This is a genomic window from Phaeobacter sp. BS52 (assembly GCF_045040595.1).
Classification (GTDB): domain Bacteria; phylum Pseudomonadota; class Alphaproteobacteria; order Rhodobacterales; family Rhodobacteraceae; genus Phaeobacter; species Phaeobacter piscinae.
Genome location: NZ_CP090662.1, coordinates 549,692 through 566,221, shown reverse-complemented (window position 1 = coordinate 566,221; position 16,530 = coordinate 549,692). Strand labels below are relative to the sequence as shown.

The following is a 16,530-nucleotide window of genomic DNA, read 5'->3' as shown; positions in this document are numbered from 1 at the left end:
AGACTGTCAAGAGACTGCGCGCGTCCGGCGGGCTGACCCTATTGTTTTGCCCGTGACCTAGACGCAGGTTTGGCCTTTGTAGCGGCTGGCTTGGACGTGGCTGGCTTCGCAGCCGCCTGTTTGCCACCATCCTGTTGTCCCGGGGCCGCCCCTGCGGCCTGACCCGTCATCAAGGCCTGCGCGCTGGTGGTTCCGGTCTGCTTTAAACCCATCTGTCGGCTATCGGTCACGACAGGCTTTGCCTCAGATTTGGCCGCCGCCGACGTAAGAGGGGCTGGCATCTGCGCCGGTTTCGACGGCGCACGAGGTGTTTTGCGACGGGCCGCAGGCGCAGAGGGCGTTGATGCAGCCGACTTCGCAGCGCTACCGCCGCTGGTGGTTCGTTGGCTGGCAAACCCGCTCTGGCCAGAGGTCGCACCGGTTGAAGTTGCTACTACTTTGGCGCCCTTTGGTGTGGTGATCTGGTCCGGGGCAGGTTTTTCACCCGTTTTCACAGCCGCCGATTGCGCCGGACGGGCCGGTTTGCGCGTGGCCTTACGGCGGGCAGGCGCAGGCTTTGCAACCGTATCGTTGGCCGATGACGGCACTGCTGTCTTGGTGCCGGTCTTGCCAGTGACGCCATAAGTCGCAGACATAGCCTCGCGGGCGAGGGCCACCTGCGCTGCAGGCACCGCCCCCATCAGGGTCATGGCGCCACGCCAGAATCGCAACTGGTTACCAACAATCGTGCCAGCCAGCGCAGCAGGTGTTCGGGGAAGGTCTGTGAAATCGAGTAGAGGGATCATCAAAATCTCCTGTTTGGCGGGCAGCTTTTGCGGCCTCCTGAGGATAGGGGCCGCAACGCGCACCCCTTCAGGTTGCAAGCTTAGCTGATTATTGCCGCAGTGCAGCAAAAAAAAGCCGCGACGCAGATGAACATTGATTACCAAAAAAGAAACCGCCGCCCGAATGGGCAGGCGGTTCTGTTTGAGAGGTCAGGTCCGTGGCGGAATGCACGCCTCAGGCGCCCTCAGCCCTGATGAATGAGGGTCGCAAACATCTTGGGATCAATGCTGCGGGCCGCAAATGTCTGCCCCTGTGTCAGAACGCTGATCGCGTCGTGGCTGTGCAGGCTCTCCTGATGACTGGCCACAACCCGGAAATCACCAATCCGAGGGTCCGACTGCAACGCCTCACAGAACAACCGCGCGGCATCTTCCACAAAGATCGGGTTCGCCGCGTTCAGCTCGGCAAAGGCCTGTTCATCTTCACGCTTCACCATCACCTGCGTCTCGGTCGGCACTGCGCGGCGGCAATGATCAATCACATCTTCAAACCACAGCACCGGGGCGCCGGGTTCCTGCACCAGCGATATCCGCGCAACCGAGCGCTGCGAATGCGGTGTCGCCAGTTGCCCCCGTGAACTACGTGCGTGCTCACTCAACTCAAGCGAGCAGGGGCAGGTCGAGGAATAGACATAATCAAGGTGGATAATCTTGGTCCGCTCACCGTCGTGATCGACGATTTCCAGAGCAATATCATAGTACTGATAGCCAGATAGACCTGACCGAAGGCTTTCGACCTTCACCGGGAAGGAGAACCGCATCTGGAGGCGCGCATCCAGACTCTCCAGATCTGTCAGATAATCGTCCAGCGCTGCCTCCATCACCTCAAAGCTGAAGGTGCGCTCAGCATGTTTGTAGAACGACCGCATGATCCGGGACATGTTGATGCCCTTCTTGTCGGCGTCCAGGCTGACGGTGCCGGTGACGCTGGTTTCCAGCGTCAGATCCCCATTGTCGCGGGTGTGAAAGCGAATCGGCAGGCGAAAGTTGGAAATCCCCACGTGCTGGATCTGCTCATGCGCCCCGCGGATCAGGCTGGAGGGGCCGTTCTGCAGGTCCGGCAGCGTTGCGCGATAGCTGCTGTCAGCCACAAACCCCTCAGGATAGTGCCGCGACAGATCGGGATAATTACCGGCAGGTGCATCCGGGAGAAGCCGTGCAACCGCCGGGTTCAACTGGGCAATTTCGGTCTCGGTGGCCGCGCTGGCCCATTGGCGCAACAGATCGAGCGCTTCTTTTGCGTCCGCTCGATCAGGCGCCTTGGTCAGATTACGCGAGTGAGAGTTCATGACACAGAGACCTCCGCTATTGCTGCCCGATCATCAGGCAGCAGGATTGGTTTTAGTCTGTTACGCGGCAGATCGCAAAACAGATCATTCAAAAGCGTCGTGTTTTGCGTATTTCCGGCGATTGACCCCAGATCACTCAGGATCTGTTCCCAGCTGAGGCAGGCAACCCAATATGCCCCCTGCCCCAACCGCGTCTTGGTGGCGCGCCGTTCAGCCCTCAGCCGCCGCCAGTGCTTGCGTCAGATCCGCAATCAAATCGCCCGCATCCTCCAACCCGACGGAGAACCGCACCAATCCCGGGGTGATCCCCAGTTCGTCCTTCAACGCCTCCGACAGCCGCTGATGCGTGGTGGTGGCCGGATGCGTAGCGATGGATTTCGCATCCCCCAGATTGTTGGAAATCACCGGGATGGTGAGCGCATTCAAGAAGCGGAAGGCTGCCTCCTTGCCACCCTTCAGATCCAGCGACAGCACAGTGCCGCCCTTGCCGCCCAGTTGCCGCTGGACCAGCGCGTGTTGGGCGTGATCTTCCAGCCCCGGATACATCAACCGCAACAGCGCCGGATGACCGCTCAGCGCCTGCGCCAGTTCCAGCGCACTGTCCGCCTGCGCATTCACCCGTAGCGAAATCGTCTCCAGCCCCTTTAGCAGGGTCCAAGCGTTAAACGGGCTGAGGCTGCCGCCCGTATGCTTCATATAGGGTTCAACGGTGCCGCGGATAAAATCGCGCGTGCCAAGAATGACACCGCCCAAGACTCGGCCCTGCCCGTCGATATGCTTGGTGGCGGAGTAAATCACCACATCCGCGCCCTGTTCGATGGCGTTTGAGAACACCGGGGTCGAGAACACATTGTCCACCACGACGGTGGCACCGACCGCATGGGCCAGCTCTGCCACCGCTGCAATATCGATCACTTCCAGCGTCGGGTTGGACATGGATTCAAAAAACACCGCCTTGGTGTCGGGCCGCAGCGCCGCGCGCCAAGCGTCAAGATCGGTGCCATCAACAAAAGTCACCTCAACGCCAAAGCGGGTCAGGATACTCTCAAGAATATAGAGACAGGAGCCAAACAGCGCCTTGGCTGATACCACATGGTCACCCGCCTTCAGCATCGAAGTAAGCGCGCCGTTGACTGCCGCCATGCCGGATGCGGTGGCAAAGGCGTCCTCGGCCCCTTCCAGCGCGGCAATCCGCTCTTCGAACATAGCCACCGTGGGGTTGCCGTAGCGGGCATAGATGAATTCATCTGGACCGGTCTCAATGAACCGGGCCTCGGCCTGCTCAGCGCTATCATAGACAAAGCCCTGCGTCAGGTAGATCGCTTCGCTGACCTCATTGTACTGGCTGCGCCGGGTGCCGCCATGCACCAGTTTGGTGCGCTTGTTCCAGGTCTCGCTCATCTTCTGTCTCCTTGCGCGCAATGCGCATTAAAAAACCCCCGTTCGGCCAAGCGAAAGGGGATCCTTCACATCCTGACCTCTTTAGCGGGATTGTTTTACGTGGCCCGCAATCCGGTTAACAAATCGCCACGATATGTAAGCTTCGGATACGCCGAAACCGCCGTTTGGTCAAGTCCGCAGCGGCGCTGCGCGCCCTTCAGCGCCTAGCGCTCCATCACACCCGCGTGACCCAACCTCAAAGACGACGAGAGGCCCGCGACATGCGACACCCCAGCCGACAATGCCAATGCGAAGGCCCCGGCTCACTCCGTCTCATCCACCTCGGCATCCGGCAGCGCATAGGCCTGAAACACCCGCGCTTGGGTCATAAAGAAGGCAAACATCGCCAGCGACAGACCAAACGTCTTGAAGTAGACCCAGGTCTCTTCACTCATGCTGCGCCAGACCAGCTCATTGGTCACCGCCAGCGCAAAGAAGAAATAACACAGCCGCCGGGTCAGGATCATCCATCCGGCATCCTGCAGCGGCATCAACTCATCCATTGCTACCTTCAGATAGCTTTGCCCCCGCAGAAGACCGATCGCCAAGGTACCGCCCAGCAGCACATAGAGGATCGTCGGCTTCATCTTGAAAAACCGTTCATCATTGAACCAGACAGACAGCCCGCCAAACAGCACCACGATGACCAGCGTGCCGACCTGCATCTTGGAGATATGCCCGGTGAGCCGCCACAGCGCCAGGCTTGAGAGGATCATCAGAGGGATGAAGCCTGCGGTGGCAATGATGAACCCCCGATACTCCTCCCCGCCAATCACAAACACCTCGTCGCGCAGCCACAGATAGCCTGCGAAAAACGCAACAAGCGGGCCGTATTCCAGCACCAGTTTCAGGGTTGGGTTGATGGGTTTGCCCGCCATGGGATCTCCTGCCTGTTGCGCCCGCGCATGATCTGCGGTCGCGCTCCGTTCTGCGAAATCTGGGTTGCCTGCCTCTGGTCTTCAACCTGTTCGATCATCAAGGGGTGGTGAGGGACCAGCGGATCAGCCGCCCATCTCCACTATCACGGCCCCCAGCGCGATCAAAGCCATCAGCGCAATCCGGCGCGGACCAACGGTTTCCTTTAGCACCAGCCAGCCGATCAGGGCCGCAAACACGGTCGAGGTCTCGCGCAGCACCGCCGCCTCGCCCACCTTGTCCAGCCGCGTGGCCAGCATCACCGCACCAAAGGAGCCAAAGGCAATAAGACCGCCCAACAGCCCTTTGGCCATCAGGGGACCGGGATCCGGGCGTGGCGTCATCGCCCGCCAACGCATGTAGGCATAAGGCGGCATCGCCAGCCCGTCGATGAAGAAGAACCACGCCAGAAAGGTGAACGGATCCGCCGTCGCGCGGATGCCATAGGCATCATAAGTGGTATAGAGCGCCACAAAGACACCGGTCGCCACAGCCAGTGCCAGCGCACTGCCCAGTGTCTCGCGGTGGCTGGTCAGATTGCGAAAATTGTAGAGCGCAAGGCCAAAGATCCCCGCCAGAAGCACACCAACCCCCAGCCACTGCACCGCCGTAAATCGCTCATCAAACAGAACCGAGGCGCCAATCACTGTGAACAAGGGCCCCGTCCCCCGCACGACCGGATAAACAACAGTATAGCTGCCCTTACTGTAGGCCAGCCCCTGCAGGATCTTGTAGAGCACATGGATCCCCCAGACGGCCGCAAAGATTGGCCACATATGTGGCTCAGGCCAGGGCACGACGAACAACGCCAACGGCATCGCCATCATCCCATAGGAAAAATCAATCGCCCCGCGCGACAGCCAAGGATCATAGCGCCCTTTCTGAAGCGCGCCGAACACCGCATGCAACAGCGCAGCCAGCAGGGCCAGAGCAAGGGCCATATGATGCCCCGCCTCCGTGCCTTCCAGCGAGATCAGCCAATCGCTCAAATGAAATACCTTTGCACCAGGACAGATGACCGGGAGTTAACCACCCCCGGATCCCCGGAGGATATATTCAGCCAGAACACGGGCGGGCGTTGGTCAGGAACGTTCCAGACCGGTGAGAGCGGCTGCAAATTCTTCCGGATCGAAAGGCGCCAGATCGTCGATTTGCTCACCCACACCAATGGCGTGGATCGGCAGGCCGAAGCGATCCGCCAATGCCACCAGAACGCCACCCTTGGCGGTGCCGTCCAGCTTGGTCATCACCAGACCGGAGACATCTGCGAGCTTCTGGAACGTCTCCACCTGATTGAGGGCGTTCTGGCCAGTGGTCGCATCCAGCACCAGCAGCGTATTATGCGGCGCGGTCTCGTCCTTCTTGCGGATCACGCGGACGATTTTGGCCAGTTCTTCCATCAGATCAGCGCGATTCTGCAGGCGTCCGGCGGTATCGATCATCAGAAGGTCCGCGCCGTCTTCCTGCGCGCGGGTCATCGCATCAAAGGCAAGGCTGGCCGGATCAGACCCCTCCGGTGCGGTCAGGACCGGCACCCCTGCCCGATCACCCCAGACCTGCAACTGCTCCACTGCTGCCGCGCGGAAGGTGTCGCCTGCGGCAATCACCACCTTCTTGCCCGCAGCTTTGAACTGGCTGGCCAGCTTGCCGATCGTGGTGGTCTTGCCGGAGCCGTTGACCCCCACCACCAGCACCACCTGCGGCCGTTTTGCATAGATCGGCATCGGGCGGGCCACCGGCTCCATGATCCGGGCCACTTCTGCGGCCAGCAGTTCCTTGATCTCGCGGGTGGACAGCCGTTTGCCAAATCGACCCTCAGCCATATTGGCGGTGACACGCAGCGCGGTATCAACGCCCATATCTGCCCCGACCAGAAGGTCCTCCAGCTGCTCCAGCATGTCATCATCCAGCGCCCGGCGCGGCTCATCCGCTTTGCCGCGCCCCATCAGACGCCCCAAGAGCCCCGGCGTTGCCGGAGCAGGGTCCGGCAACGCCGTCGGCTTGATCGATGGTTTCGCCATCGGCTCCGCCGGTTTCGTCACGGGCTCCGCCGGGCGGGGCGATTGTTCGGGCGTCTGGACCGGGATCTCAGCAGGCACATCTACGGGGATCTCAGACGGCACCTCCGCTGGCGCAGCCTCTGGGGCCTCGACAGACTGTTCAACTGGAGCCTCGACCGGCGGTGTGGACGGCGGCACCTCGGGCGTCTGTTCCGGTACGGACTGTTGCGGGGCCACATCCTCTGCGCCCTCCTCAACGATGGCATCCAGCCCTTCCTCAAGCTTGTTCGACGACTTGAACAGCCGGTCCTTCAGTTTTGAGAAAAACGCCATGTCGGTCTCCGCAGATTGGGTCGGTGCGAGTTGTTACGCGGACACCTAATGCGGTTTTGCGGCAAGTGCAAAGCACCTCGCCGCATCAACCGATGCAAATCCGGTCCCGACCTAGAGAAACGCCAGCAGAAACCCCGCCTGCGCCCCCCAGTAAAGCGGCCAGACCACATAAGGCGTGATCCGCCGCGCCGGGTGATCTTCGCCCAACACAAAGGTCTCAAACGCGAGTACGATATCAGAAGCCATGAAGGCCACCGCCGCTAAGCAGCACCAGCACCAGACCCGCCAGCCCAATGCCCAGCGGCAAGGTCAGCGCCGCCAGCCCCATGCCGAGAATGATCGGCACATAGGCGAGCACTGGCCCCTTCAATGCACCGGCCCGCGGCGCCAGCAGCCGTGCCATGGCAAGCCCGGCCACAGCCAGCACCAGCACGCCAACCAGTTGCGGCAGCTGGACCAACCTTGCGAGATCACTGCTCTCCTGACCGAGGAACAGAAAAATATAGACGAGATGGCCAGCCGCAAAGGCGCCCACCCCAGCCATGAACGCGCTTTCCCCGTCGCGCGACAGGCAGAAATCGCCAACCGCGCAGAGGCCAAGCGCCAAGGTCAGCAGCAGCGGCCCTCCCCCCAGCCATGCGGCAACGGCCAGCAAAAGCACCGCCAGCGTCTTGGTCACGCTGCGCAGCGCTGTGGGAGACCGCGCAGTCAGGCCGAGATACAAAAGAGCCGAGAGCGCAGCCGCCAAAATCAACACATCCCCGACCGGGCTGCTTCCAAAATCTGGCATGTCGCTCTCCCCTTCGTTGCAGCTGCGGTCTGCGCCGGTGCTTGCATTGCGTGCCGTGCCTTAAATTGGCCGGTATCTGACTGATGTTGCCCGCCTCTCCGCCACCGGTCAAAGGTGACGCCGCGCAAGCCAGTCGCAAAGCCGACCGTCGAACGGGCCCTGTACTTTCGCCGGACATGGTTCACGGAAACATTGGCCAGAGCCGCAGCCCTCTGGCACAGTTGCCGTATGCGACTGCCCTGTTTGATTCTATTGACGGCGCTCTGTGGCGCTGTGTCCGAGGGCCGCCCCGTCTGGGCGGGCGCGCCGCTCACCGCTGATCAGTTCGACCGCTACACCCAAGGCCGCACTTTGTTCTACGGCTTTGATGGGGTGCCCTACGGGGTTGAACGCTATCTGCCAAACCGCCGGGTGATCTGGTCGTTTCTGGACGGCCAATGCCAGGACGGCGAATGGTACCCTGAGGCAGATCAGATCTGTTTTATCTATGATGATATCGGCACGCCGCAGTGCTGGCAGTTCTCAATAGGCGACGACGGGCTGATTGCGCAGTTCGACGGCGACCCGGAGGCCACCGAGCTGTATGAGGCCGAAGACATCGGCGAGGACATGCTCTGCCTTGGTCCCAAGATCGGCGTCTGACAGACATCGATGCACGCCCCCTGATCCACGCGCCGGGCCCTGTGCCCATATCGATGTGGCCTATGTGGTGCTTTCGCGTGACCTCAGCGACGAGAGCGCTTTAGAACAGCGACCCCTGATCATCTGACGGCGCCTTGTCGCTTTGGCGCTTCCCTGCTTTGGACCCTTCTGATTTGGGCGCGCTGGGTGTCTTTGCTGGCGATATCGCCCCGTCTCCGGCAGCTGCTTGCGCAGGCGTCACGTCAATCTCTGCATCGGCAAATTCGATCCGCAACCGTGGCTGGGTCGTGGCCTCTGCCGCGCGGGTGATGACACCGTCATCGCTGCGCACCACGGCATAGCCACGCTCAAGCGTGGCCTTGTAGCTGAGGATCTCCAGCTGTCGGCCCGTTGCATCCAGCCGTTGCCGGTGCCGGTCCAGCCGCTGTGTCTGCACGGTTTCAAGCCGCTGCGCCAGCTGGCCGATACGATCATGCTGGCGGGTAAGATCCTGCTGGATCGGGCGCAGCGTCAGCCGTGACGAGAGATTGCGCAGCCGATCCTGACGGGCCGTGACCAGCTGACGCAGCGTGCTGGGCCGCAGCGCAGCCGCCGCCTCACTCAGCCGCAGACGTCGACGCTCCACCCCCCGGATCAGCGCATCGGGCAGCCGTTCAGACACCCGGTCCAGTCGCTGGCGCGGCGTTTCCAATAGCGTATCGGGCTTTGGCAGAGCGCGCGCAAGATCGTTCAGCCGCTGCCGTCGCTGCTGCACCGCCTGCCCGGCAGAGCGCACCAGCCGCGCCCCCTGATTCTCAGTCCAGCCCAGCAGTTCCAACCGCACCGGGACCGCCAGTTCTGCTGCCGCCGTCGGGGTCGGCGCGCGACGATCCGACACAAAATCAATCAGCGTGGTATCCGTCTCATGCCCCACGGCTGAGATCAGCGGGATCTGGCTGTTCGCGACAGCCCGGGCGACAATTTCCTCGTTAAAGCCCCACAGATCTTCAATCGAGCCCCCGCCACGGGCCACAATGATCAAATCCGGTCGTGGCAACGCGCCCCCCGGTGTCAGCTGGTTGAAGCCTTCAATGGCGCGGGCCACCTCCGGCGCGCAGTTGGCGCCCTGCACCGCAACCGGCCAGACCAGCACCTTGCGCGGGAACCGGTCGCGCAGCCGGTGCAGGATATCGCGGATCACCGCCCCCGAGGGTGAGGTCACCACCCCGATGATCTGTGGCAGATACGGCAGCGGCTTCTTACGCTCCGGCGCAAACAGGCCTTCCGCCTCCAGCTGTTTCTTGCGCTTTTCCAGGAGCGCCATCAGCGCGCCCTGCCCGGCAACCGCGACCTCATCGACGTTCATATTGTATTTCGACTGCCCGCCAAACGCTGTCAGCCGACCGGTGACAACCACCTCCAGCCCCTCTTCCGGCACCACGGAGAGGCTGGCGATCTGCCCCTTCCACGTGGTGCAGGCCAGCACGGAGCGGTCATCCTTGATGTCGTAATAAAGATGCCCGGAGCGCGCCTTGAACACCCGGCCCACCTCGCCCTTCACCCGGATGCGGCCGAAAGTGCCCTCCAGCGTGCGCTTCACCTCACCTGAGATTTCCGAGACGGTGAATTCGGGGGCATTCTGCCCGGGCCGGTCGGATGGGGTTGGATCATCAAACAGGTCTGACATGGCGGGGCTGCTCTCCTGCGGCGCAAAGGCACCTACTGAGTTCTTGTTTTGAAAGTCCGCGCAGCATAGAACCCGCGGCAAGCAAGGCAAGCCCCGGCTGGCGCTGGGGAGTCATAGGGCTCAGGCAGATCGGAGAACGCGTCAATGAACATCCTTATCCTCGGCAGCGGCGGGCGCGAACATGCTTTGGCCTGGGCGGTGATGCAGAACCCCAAATGCGACAAGCTGATCGTGGCACCGGGCAACGCCGGCATTGCCCAGATCGCTGACTGCGCCTCTCTCGACATCGACAATGGCGGGGCGGTGGCGGCCTTCGCCGAGGAAAACGCCATTGATTTCGTGATCATCGGCCCGGAGGCGCCGCTGGCCGCCGGTGTGGCTGACCGCCTCCGCGACGCAGGGCTCTTGGTCTTTGGCCCGTCCGAGGCTGCGGCCAAGCTGGAAGCTTCCAAAAGTTTTACCAAGGAAATCTGCGACGCGGCAAACGCCCCCACTGCCGGGTATGGCCATTTCACCGATGCCGAGGCCGCCAAGGCCCATGTGCGCCACCACGGCGCCCCCACGGTGGTCAAGGCTGACGGTCTGGCCGCGGGCAAAGGCGTGATCATCGCCATGACCGAGGCCGAGGCCATCGCCGCCATCGACGATATGTTCGGTGGCGCCTTTGGCGGCGCCGGTGCCGAGGTGGTGATCGAGGAATTCATGGAAGGCGAAGAGGCCTCCCTTTTTGTGCTGGTCGATGGCGAAGACGTGCTGGCCATCGGCTCCGCCCAGGACCACAAACGCGTCGGCGAGGGCGACACCGGCCCCAACACCGGCGGCATGGGCGCCTATTCGCCCGCGCCGGTCTTGTCAGCGGAGATCGAGGCCCGCGCGATGGAAGAGATCGTGAAACCAACCATGCGGGTGATGGCGGAACGCGGCATGCCCTATCAGGGCGTGCTCTATGCGGGCCTGATGATCAAGGACGGGCAACCCCGGCTGGTGGAATACAACGTGCGCTTTGGTGACCCGGAATGTCAGGTGCTGATGATGCGCCTCGGCGCGCAGGCGCTGGACCTGATGCAGGCTGCCGCTGAGGGCCGTCTGGCTGAAACGCAGGTAAACTGGGCCGATGATCATGCGATCACTGTGGTCATAGCGGCGGAAGGCTACCCGGGCGCCTATGAAAAGGGGTCTGAAATCAAAGGCCTAGAAGGCCTGCCCGAAGACAGCAGCAATATGGCGTTCCATGCGGGCACCAAGGCCGAAGATGGTAAGGTACTGGCGATTGGCGGCCGGGTGCTGAACGTGACGGCGCGCGGCGACACTCTGCAAGAGGCCCGCGACCGCGCCTATGCGATGGTCGATGGCATCGACTGGCCGCAGGGGTTCTTCCGCCGTGATATCGGCTGGCGCGCGCTGAAATAGGACCCGCGCAGCAGGCCCCCCCGCCTGTTCACGACCAATCAAAAATAGCCCGACACAGTTGGGCATGGCCGGGCGCATGGCGCCCGGCAGCACCACCGCCAATCTGATCCCTGAAGGCTAGACTATCTGGGCACCTTTGCAGATCCGACAGAAAACCGCCGCGAACGCCTGCCAGCTGCCGTTTTCTGCAAGGCGATAGGCTGGATTGCGGTCTAAGCTGCCACTGCCCACGCCCGCGCCAACAATCGGCGCAGGGATCTGCCAGCCACGCGCCAGCTGCTATTTGTCCCCTTTTCCTCCCTCGGAGCCACCGCCGATGATCCTTCGCGACAAACCCGGACTGATGCAGCTGCTGTTTGCGGTGCGCGGTTCCGTCCTGCCCCGCATTCTGCCCCGGATCCTCGGGCTCTCGGCCCTGTCTGCGCTGGTCTTGTGGATCGACGCCAACGTCCTGCCGTTGCCCCATACAAATGCGGCGCCCTTTGCCGTGTTTGGCATCGCGCTTTCGCTGTTTCTGGGGTTTCGCAACAACGCCGCCTATGACCGCTGGTGGGAGGGCTGCAGCGGTTGTGGGGCCAGCTGGTTGCGGATCTGCGCAGTCTCAGCCGCGAGGTCGACCTTTTCGTTGCTGACCCGGACAGGCGGGCGCAAATCCTGCGGCTCGCCCTTGGGTTCCTGCATCTGCACCGCATCAATCTGCGCAAAGAGACAGACACAACCCCCGCAATCCGTTGGGCAGGCGATGATTTTGCGGGATCCCCTCATGCCCCCTGCGCCGCATTGGACGCTCTTGCCGCAACGGTTGCCCTTGGTGCGGACGATGGCTTCGCTCGCAAGGCATTGGCCGAGCGCACCGCCAGCATCGCGCTGGCGCAGGCCGGCTGTGAGCGCATCGCCACCACGCCACTGCCCTATGTCTATTCGCTGCTGGTGTTCCGCACGACCTATCTCTACTGCCTGCTCCTGCCCTTTGCGCTGATTGACGGCGCGGGCTGGCTGACACCGATATTTGTGGGCATTGTCGCCTATGTGTTCTTCGGCCTTGCCGAGGTAACCGAAGAGCTGTCGCATCCCTTTGGTGAGACGGTGAACAGCCTGCCGCTGGACGCGATCTGTCGCACGGTAGAGCGGGCGCTGGCGCCGAAGCTGGGACAGGACGCGCCACCGCCGCTGCAGCCGGTGGACTACTACCTGTCCTGATCACCCGCGCGTCCCGCAGCCGGTTTTCACGCTGCTCTCCCTCCGCTAAGGTTCCCGCAACAATGGCCATAACCCCCGCTGCTCATGCTGTGTCAGCAGGTATGCGCAGCCTTATCGCCACCCGAGGAGCACCAGCAGGATCAGATGACGGCCCAACGCCCGCAGACCCACCCCAGCCCCGAAACACTCGACCAGCTTTTTGCCGATCGTGACCTGATGCAGCTGGCCTATGATTTCCTGCCGGTCGGGATCGTCGTCACGGAAAACCGGGTGCTCAGGGACTGCAACCGGCGGTTCTGCGAAATGTTCGGCTATCCCCGGGACGACCTTCTGGACCAACTGTTTGCCTTTCTCTACCCGTCCGAGGAGGAGTTTTTGAATCTGCGCAGCCGTGGTGACGATACGTTGGGGACCGGGGCGCCCTATTGGGATGAACGGGTCATGCGGCGAAAGGACGGCAGCCTGTTCTGGGTGCGGGTGCGTGGCCACAGTTTCACCCCTGAGGATCCTTTGGCACGCGCGGTCTGGAGCTTCGCTGACCTGTCACGCTCACGCCCTTATCAGCCACTGACCCGGCGTGAACGGGAAGTTTACTCCCTGCTTTGCGAGGGCAAAACCAGCAAGGAAATCGCCCGCAGCCTCGGCCTGAGTTATCGCACGGTGGAGGTGCACCGGGCGCGCTTGCTGAAAAAGATGGGGGTCAGCAATACCGCCGCCTTGTTTTCGTCGCTTGGCGATATCGACGGGGACCATGTGGTGGGCAGCCCCGATCCTTGATCCTCCGCTGCGGTCTCTGCGCCGGGCGGCAATCTCGGACCTGAGCCGACCCAGATCCAGCAGGGGTTGGCCGATGAGCCACGACAGATCGCTCGGTCCGTGTCGATCTGCGGGCTTCACCGGTTTTCGTCCACATTGGTACGCACACTCTTCTGCCCGTTCAATCTGATCGGCGCAGTCATGCGTCCTTTTCCTGCCCATTTCGGGCACGCGGCGCAGAAAACATCCAACGCTCATCATTGCCTGGCGCAAGGCAATCCAGCTTCAGATTATTCACGGCCGGTTTGGTCCATCCCAATATTAGGCAGCCAAGTCTGATGGAGCCCAATGTGAGACAGTCCAAAGTGATCAAGTCTGATGGCTCAGACAGGTATGACCAAGCTTACTGAGATCTGGCTCTGCATGCGCCGACCATTGTTTATTGCATCTATCAAAGTTTAGGGCAGCTATCAAAATCACGGAGTCAGGACGCATGTGGCAGATTATTTTATCTGTGCACCCACAGCCAGATAAGGCGCACACTTGTATAGACCCAACTCTATACCACGCTGGTCGCTTCGACACGCCGCCCCAACAGTCAGGCATGCACGCCCGATATCGAACGGCGCCACCGTCACAGATACGCCCCCCCAATCAGCCCTATTGGAACAGGGTGAAGATCGGATCACTGAACCCATTTGCCGCCTGATCGCTGTTCAGACCGCTCAGCAGCAGAAACCGGTTACGAAACTCATCCAGTTTCTCGGTTTCCAGCAAATCAGCCGGATGTGTCGTGCCAAAAGATGTCTGCGCACGCTCTTTCATCTCATTCACCTGACGGTCGACATCGAGCTGCCCAAAGCTCGCTGCGGCAGGCCAAGCGCCGTCTCGAACATGGATTTGAGCGGCGGCGAGCCGATAATCCCGAACCAATGCGCATCTTCGCTGCCCCCGGCATCCGCGATTGATTGCAACTCACGCTCCAGCGACAGCGCCAGGCGCATGTTCGGATCACTTTCCCCGATGGCGATTTCGAAGTTCCGATCCTTGTATAGATCCGCGATTTCCTGTGCAAAGCCAGCCGGATAGGTGTGATCACTGCCGCCCGGGTTGAAGGCAAAAGCATGCGCCATCGCCTTGAGGTTCGGATCGCGGTGCAGGTTTGCATATGAAATCTCAGAGGAAAGATCGGATTCGAACGCCTTGATCATCACGTCAAAATCCAACTCCCGCTCGCTGATGTTGAACACATCAAGCCCCGCCTCAAAGGCGTCGAAGTCAAAGACAAACTCTTGTGGCAGCTCATAGCTTAGCCAGTTTGCCCCCCACCTCATTGGCGAGCACCTGCATCCGGCTGGGCGCGCTTGGCCACTCATTCTGAAAGGCCTCGGCAAAATCGTAAAAGGCAAGATTGCTGGGCTGATTCACGAAGGAATTTGGATCGGACAGATCCGACTCCAGCACGTCCCGGATGTACTGTTCACCGGGGTTGCTTAGGTTGAATTGCTCCAGCGCATCCTCCAGCAGCTGAGGCTGCGCCAGCAGCTCCTCCGGGCTGGTAAAGCTGTTGATGTCGGGAATGCCAAAGCCAAAGGCCCGCGACATCGCCAGATAGCGCGGATCCTCCTGCTGGTTCACCGGCGAATTCGGATCGTAAGGATTGGATTCCAGCATCCGCTTGAGGAAGATGGTATTGGTATACTCCAGATCGAAGCTCTCAACGACCGCCGCCAGCAGGTCCTTGTTCTCCAACAACTCATCCGCAGTGGTAAGCCCATTGCCATCATTCATGGCATTGAACTCCCCCACCAGCGCCTCCATGCTGCTGGTGTACTCAGGTGGCTGATTGAACTGAAACGCATTGGCGAAATCGGCCAGTTTGCTGTCGCTCAAGCGGTTCACAAACGACGCAGGATCGGTGGTGTCGGATTCCAGCACCCGCATCAGAAAGAACTCATTGCCTGCGTATTTTTTCAGACCGAAATCATCGAGCGCCTGATTGAGCAGGGTCTGGTTAGACAACAGATCTTCCGGGCTGGCGACATTTGCATAGGGTTTTTCAACACTGGAGCTGGGCAGCTGCGGCCCCGTCTCACCACCAAAGCCAAAGGTCTGCGCAAGACCGAGATAGCGGTTGTCATTCAGGCGATTGGCGAATGACGTCGGCTCTGACAGATCGGAATCCAGCAACTTCTTGATGAACGCACGGTTGTTGATATCTTCTTCAAGGCCAAAGGCCCCCAGCGCGACCTTCAGCACGTTATAGTCGTCCAACAGCTGGTCGGAGCTCTGGATCCCTTCAATCTTCTGGGTGAAATCCTGCACCGCCCGATCCAGGATCGGCGATTTCTCGAATATCTGCTGCTGTTGGACGCGGGTCCGGTCCAGGAAATTCCATCCGGCGATACCGGTGCCCAGCACATAGGGTGAAAAGGTCACGCGCCTGTCTCCTGCTTACAAACGAGGTCCACCACGGTTCGCCCCGGTCGAATCCGCAGCATCCCGGGAGGTGTCTTTGACAAGAGACTACGGGCAAAGTGGTGAACAAACCTGCAACGCAACGGGCACTCAGCTCAGGCCGTGGGAAAAAAATACGCGCAACTTTACCAATGGGTGCGATGGCGTCCGCCGCGCCCCTATCCGGCGGCTATGCGGGATCCAGGCAGCGCAAACCTGCCGCCAGCTGGTCCCGATGCGAAAATGCGCCAATGTCGCGGCTGATCAGCTCAGCCGTCCACCAGCGACGTTGCCATAATGCGCGTCCAATCGGCATCGACCGTGATCAGCTCAGGCCCCGCGCCGCAGTCACGCAGCCCGGAGGTGATGAAATCCTCACCGATGCGATGATTGGTCAGCCCTGCCTGCTGTGCCACCTCCTGCAACGTCCCGTTGCGGTAGCGCCAGATCCTCAGGGTTTTGGCCAGATGCGGGCGGTCAATATAAGCGATCTCGATATGGCCGTCGCCGTCGAGATCGGCCGCGGCAACCGGCGCAAGCCAGCGGAACCGGGTGCCGATATACGGCGTTGCCGCGATCTTACGCACTGCCCCGCCGCGCAGCCCATAGATTGCCAGCTGTGCGCCAGCCTGCGGATCGCTTTCGACAACCACCGCCTCCGGCAGGCCATCTCCGGTCACATCCCATAGGCGCGGGGCCAAATCCTCAAAGACCGCGCCACCGGCAGGCAGGTCGATGCGATGGCGGCGCCCATGGCTGTCCTGCAGCACCATCGCAGAATACTCAATACGATCCTCCAAGACCCCAT

14 protein-coding genes, 2 pseudogenes and 1 riboswitch are annotated in these 16,530 nt (G+C 61.3%); of the genes and pseudogenes, 4 read left to right on the top strand and 12 right to left on the bottom strand.

What is annotated here, in order from left to right; translation table 11 throughout:
* Positions 1–38: 38 nt before the first annotated feature.
* The 7 genes and pseudogenes from L0Z65_RS02770 to L0Z65_RS02740 all read right to left on the bottom strand — a co-directional run bounded on the left by L0Z65_RS02770 (position 39) and on the right by L0Z65_RS02740 (position 7,591).
* Positions 39–785 (bottom strand): hypothetical protein, encoded by a 747-nt coding sequence (locus L0Z65_RS02770; RefSeq protein WP_405110567.1) that lies wholly within the window; start codon positions 783–785, stop codon positions 39–41.
* A 224-nt stretch (positions 786–1,009) separates the two neighbouring features.
* The gene (gene folE2, locus L0Z65_RS02765; RefSeq protein WP_102896652.1) at positions 1,010–2,113 is read right to left on the bottom strand and encodes a GTP cyclohydrolase FolE2; all 1,104 of its coding nucleotides are present in this window, start codon (positions 2,111–2,113) and stop codon (positions 1,010–1,012) included.
* A gap of 210 nt (positions 2,114–2,323) precedes the next feature.
* Positions 2,324–3,514 (bottom strand): O-succinylhomoserine sulfhydrylase, encoded by a 1,191-nt coding sequence (gene metZ / locus L0Z65_RS02760; RefSeq protein WP_405110563.1) that lies wholly within the window; start codon positions 3,512–3,514, stop codon positions 2,324–2,326.
* A gap of 60 nt (positions 3,515–3,574) precedes the next feature.
* Positions 3,575–3,654, bottom strand: a riboswitch (SAM riboswitch).
* 162 nt (positions 3,655–3,816) lie between these two features.
* Positions 3,817–4,431 carry an inner membrane-spanning protein YciB gene (locus L0Z65_RS02755; protein WP_405110560.1) on the bottom strand — a complete coding sequence of 205 codons (615 nt, stop codon included), beginning with the start codon at positions 4,429–4,431 and terminating at the stop codon, positions 3,817–3,819.
* Between the two features lie 123 nt (positions 4,432–4,554).
* A complete protein-coding gene (locus L0Z65_RS02750) occupies positions 4,555–5,457 on the bottom strand; it encodes an EamA family transporter (protein WP_405110557.1) in 903 nt (300 codons plus the stop codon).
* A 93-nt stretch (positions 5,458–5,550) separates the two neighbouring features.
* Positions 5,551–6,801 (bottom strand): signal recognition particle-docking protein FtsY, encoded by a 1,251-nt coding sequence (gene ftsY, locus L0Z65_RS02745; RefSeq protein WP_405110554.1) that lies wholly within the window; start codon positions 6,799–6,801, stop codon positions 5,551–5,553.
* Positions 6,802–6,912: 111 nt separating this feature from the next.
* Positions 6,913–7,591, bottom strand: a pseudogene (locus L0Z65_RS02740) (lysoplasmalogenase).
* Between the two features lie 228 nt (positions 7,592–7,819).
* On the opposite strand from L0Z65_RS02740, the gene L0Z65_RS02735 reads away from it, so the two are divergent.
* The gene (locus tag L0Z65_RS02735; RefSeq protein ID WP_405110551.1) at positions 7,820–8,233 is read left to right on the top strand and encodes a hypothetical protein; all 414 of its coding nucleotides are present in this window, start codon (positions 7,820–7,822) and stop codon (positions 8,231–8,233) included.
* Positions 8,234–8,333: 100 nt separating this feature from the next.
* On the opposite strand, the gene xseA is transcribed toward L0Z65_RS02735, so the two are convergent.
* On the bottom strand, positions 8,334–9,899 hold the full coding sequence (gene xseA / locus L0Z65_RS02730; protein WP_405110548.1) for an exodeoxyribonuclease VII large subunit: 1,566 nt from the start codon (positions 9,897–9,899) through the stop codon (positions 8,334–8,336).
* Positions 9,900–10,043: 144 nt separating this feature from the next.
* Between xseA and purD the strand changes: the two genes are divergently transcribed.
* The 3 genes and pseudogenes from purD (at position 10,044) to L0Z65_RS02715 (ending at position 13,286) form a co-directional block, all read left to right on the top strand.
* Positions 10,044–11,309, top strand: a complete 1,266-nt coding sequence (gene purD, locus L0Z65_RS02725) for a phosphoribosylamine--glycine ligase (protein WP_405110545.1) — start codon at positions 10,044–10,046, stop codon at positions 11,307–11,309.
* 316 nt (positions 11,310–11,625) lie between these two features.
* Positions 11,626–12,386, top strand: a pseudogene (locus L0Z65_RS02720) (bestrophin family protein); the annotation flags it as partial.
* 267 nt (positions 12,387–12,653) lie between these two features.
* Positions 12,654–13,286, top strand: coding sequence for a LuxR C-terminal-related transcriptional regulator (locus L0Z65_RS02715; RefSeq protein WP_040174078.1), 633 nt, complete (start codon positions 12,654–12,656; stop codon positions 13,284–13,286).
* Positions 13,287–13,925: 639 nt separating this feature from the next.
* Here L0Z65_RS02715 and L0Z65_RS02710 read toward each other — a convergent pair.
* From L0Z65_RS02710 to L0Z65_RS02695, 4 genes are all read right to left on the bottom strand, one after another.
* A complete protein-coding gene (locus tag L0Z65_RS02710) occupies positions 13,926–14,090 on the bottom strand; it encodes a hypothetical protein (protein ID WP_405110541.1) in 165 nt (54 codons plus the stop codon).
* A gap of 5 nt (positions 14,091–14,095) precedes the next feature.
* Positions 14,096–14,599, bottom strand: a complete 504-nt coding sequence (locus tag L0Z65_RS02705; RefSeq protein ID WP_405110538.1) for a DUF1217 domain-containing protein — start codon at positions 14,597–14,599, stop codon at positions 14,096–14,098.
* The gene (locus L0Z65_RS02700; RefSeq protein WP_405110535.1) at positions 14,568–15,704 is read right to left on the bottom strand and encodes a DUF1217 domain-containing protein; all 1,137 of its coding nucleotides are present in this window, start codon (positions 15,702–15,704) and stop codon (positions 14,568–14,570) included. Before L0Z65_RS02700 ends, L0Z65_RS02705 begins: the two co-directional genes overlap by 32 nt.
* 287 nt (positions 15,705–15,991) lie before the next feature.
* Positions 15,992–16,522: an FG-GAP repeat domain-containing protein gene (locus L0Z65_RS02695; protein ID WP_405110532.1), complete on the bottom strand. Its 531-nt coding sequence runs from the start codon at positions 16,520–16,522 to the stop codon at positions 15,992–15,994.
* Positions 16,523–16,530: the final 8 nt, after the last annotated feature.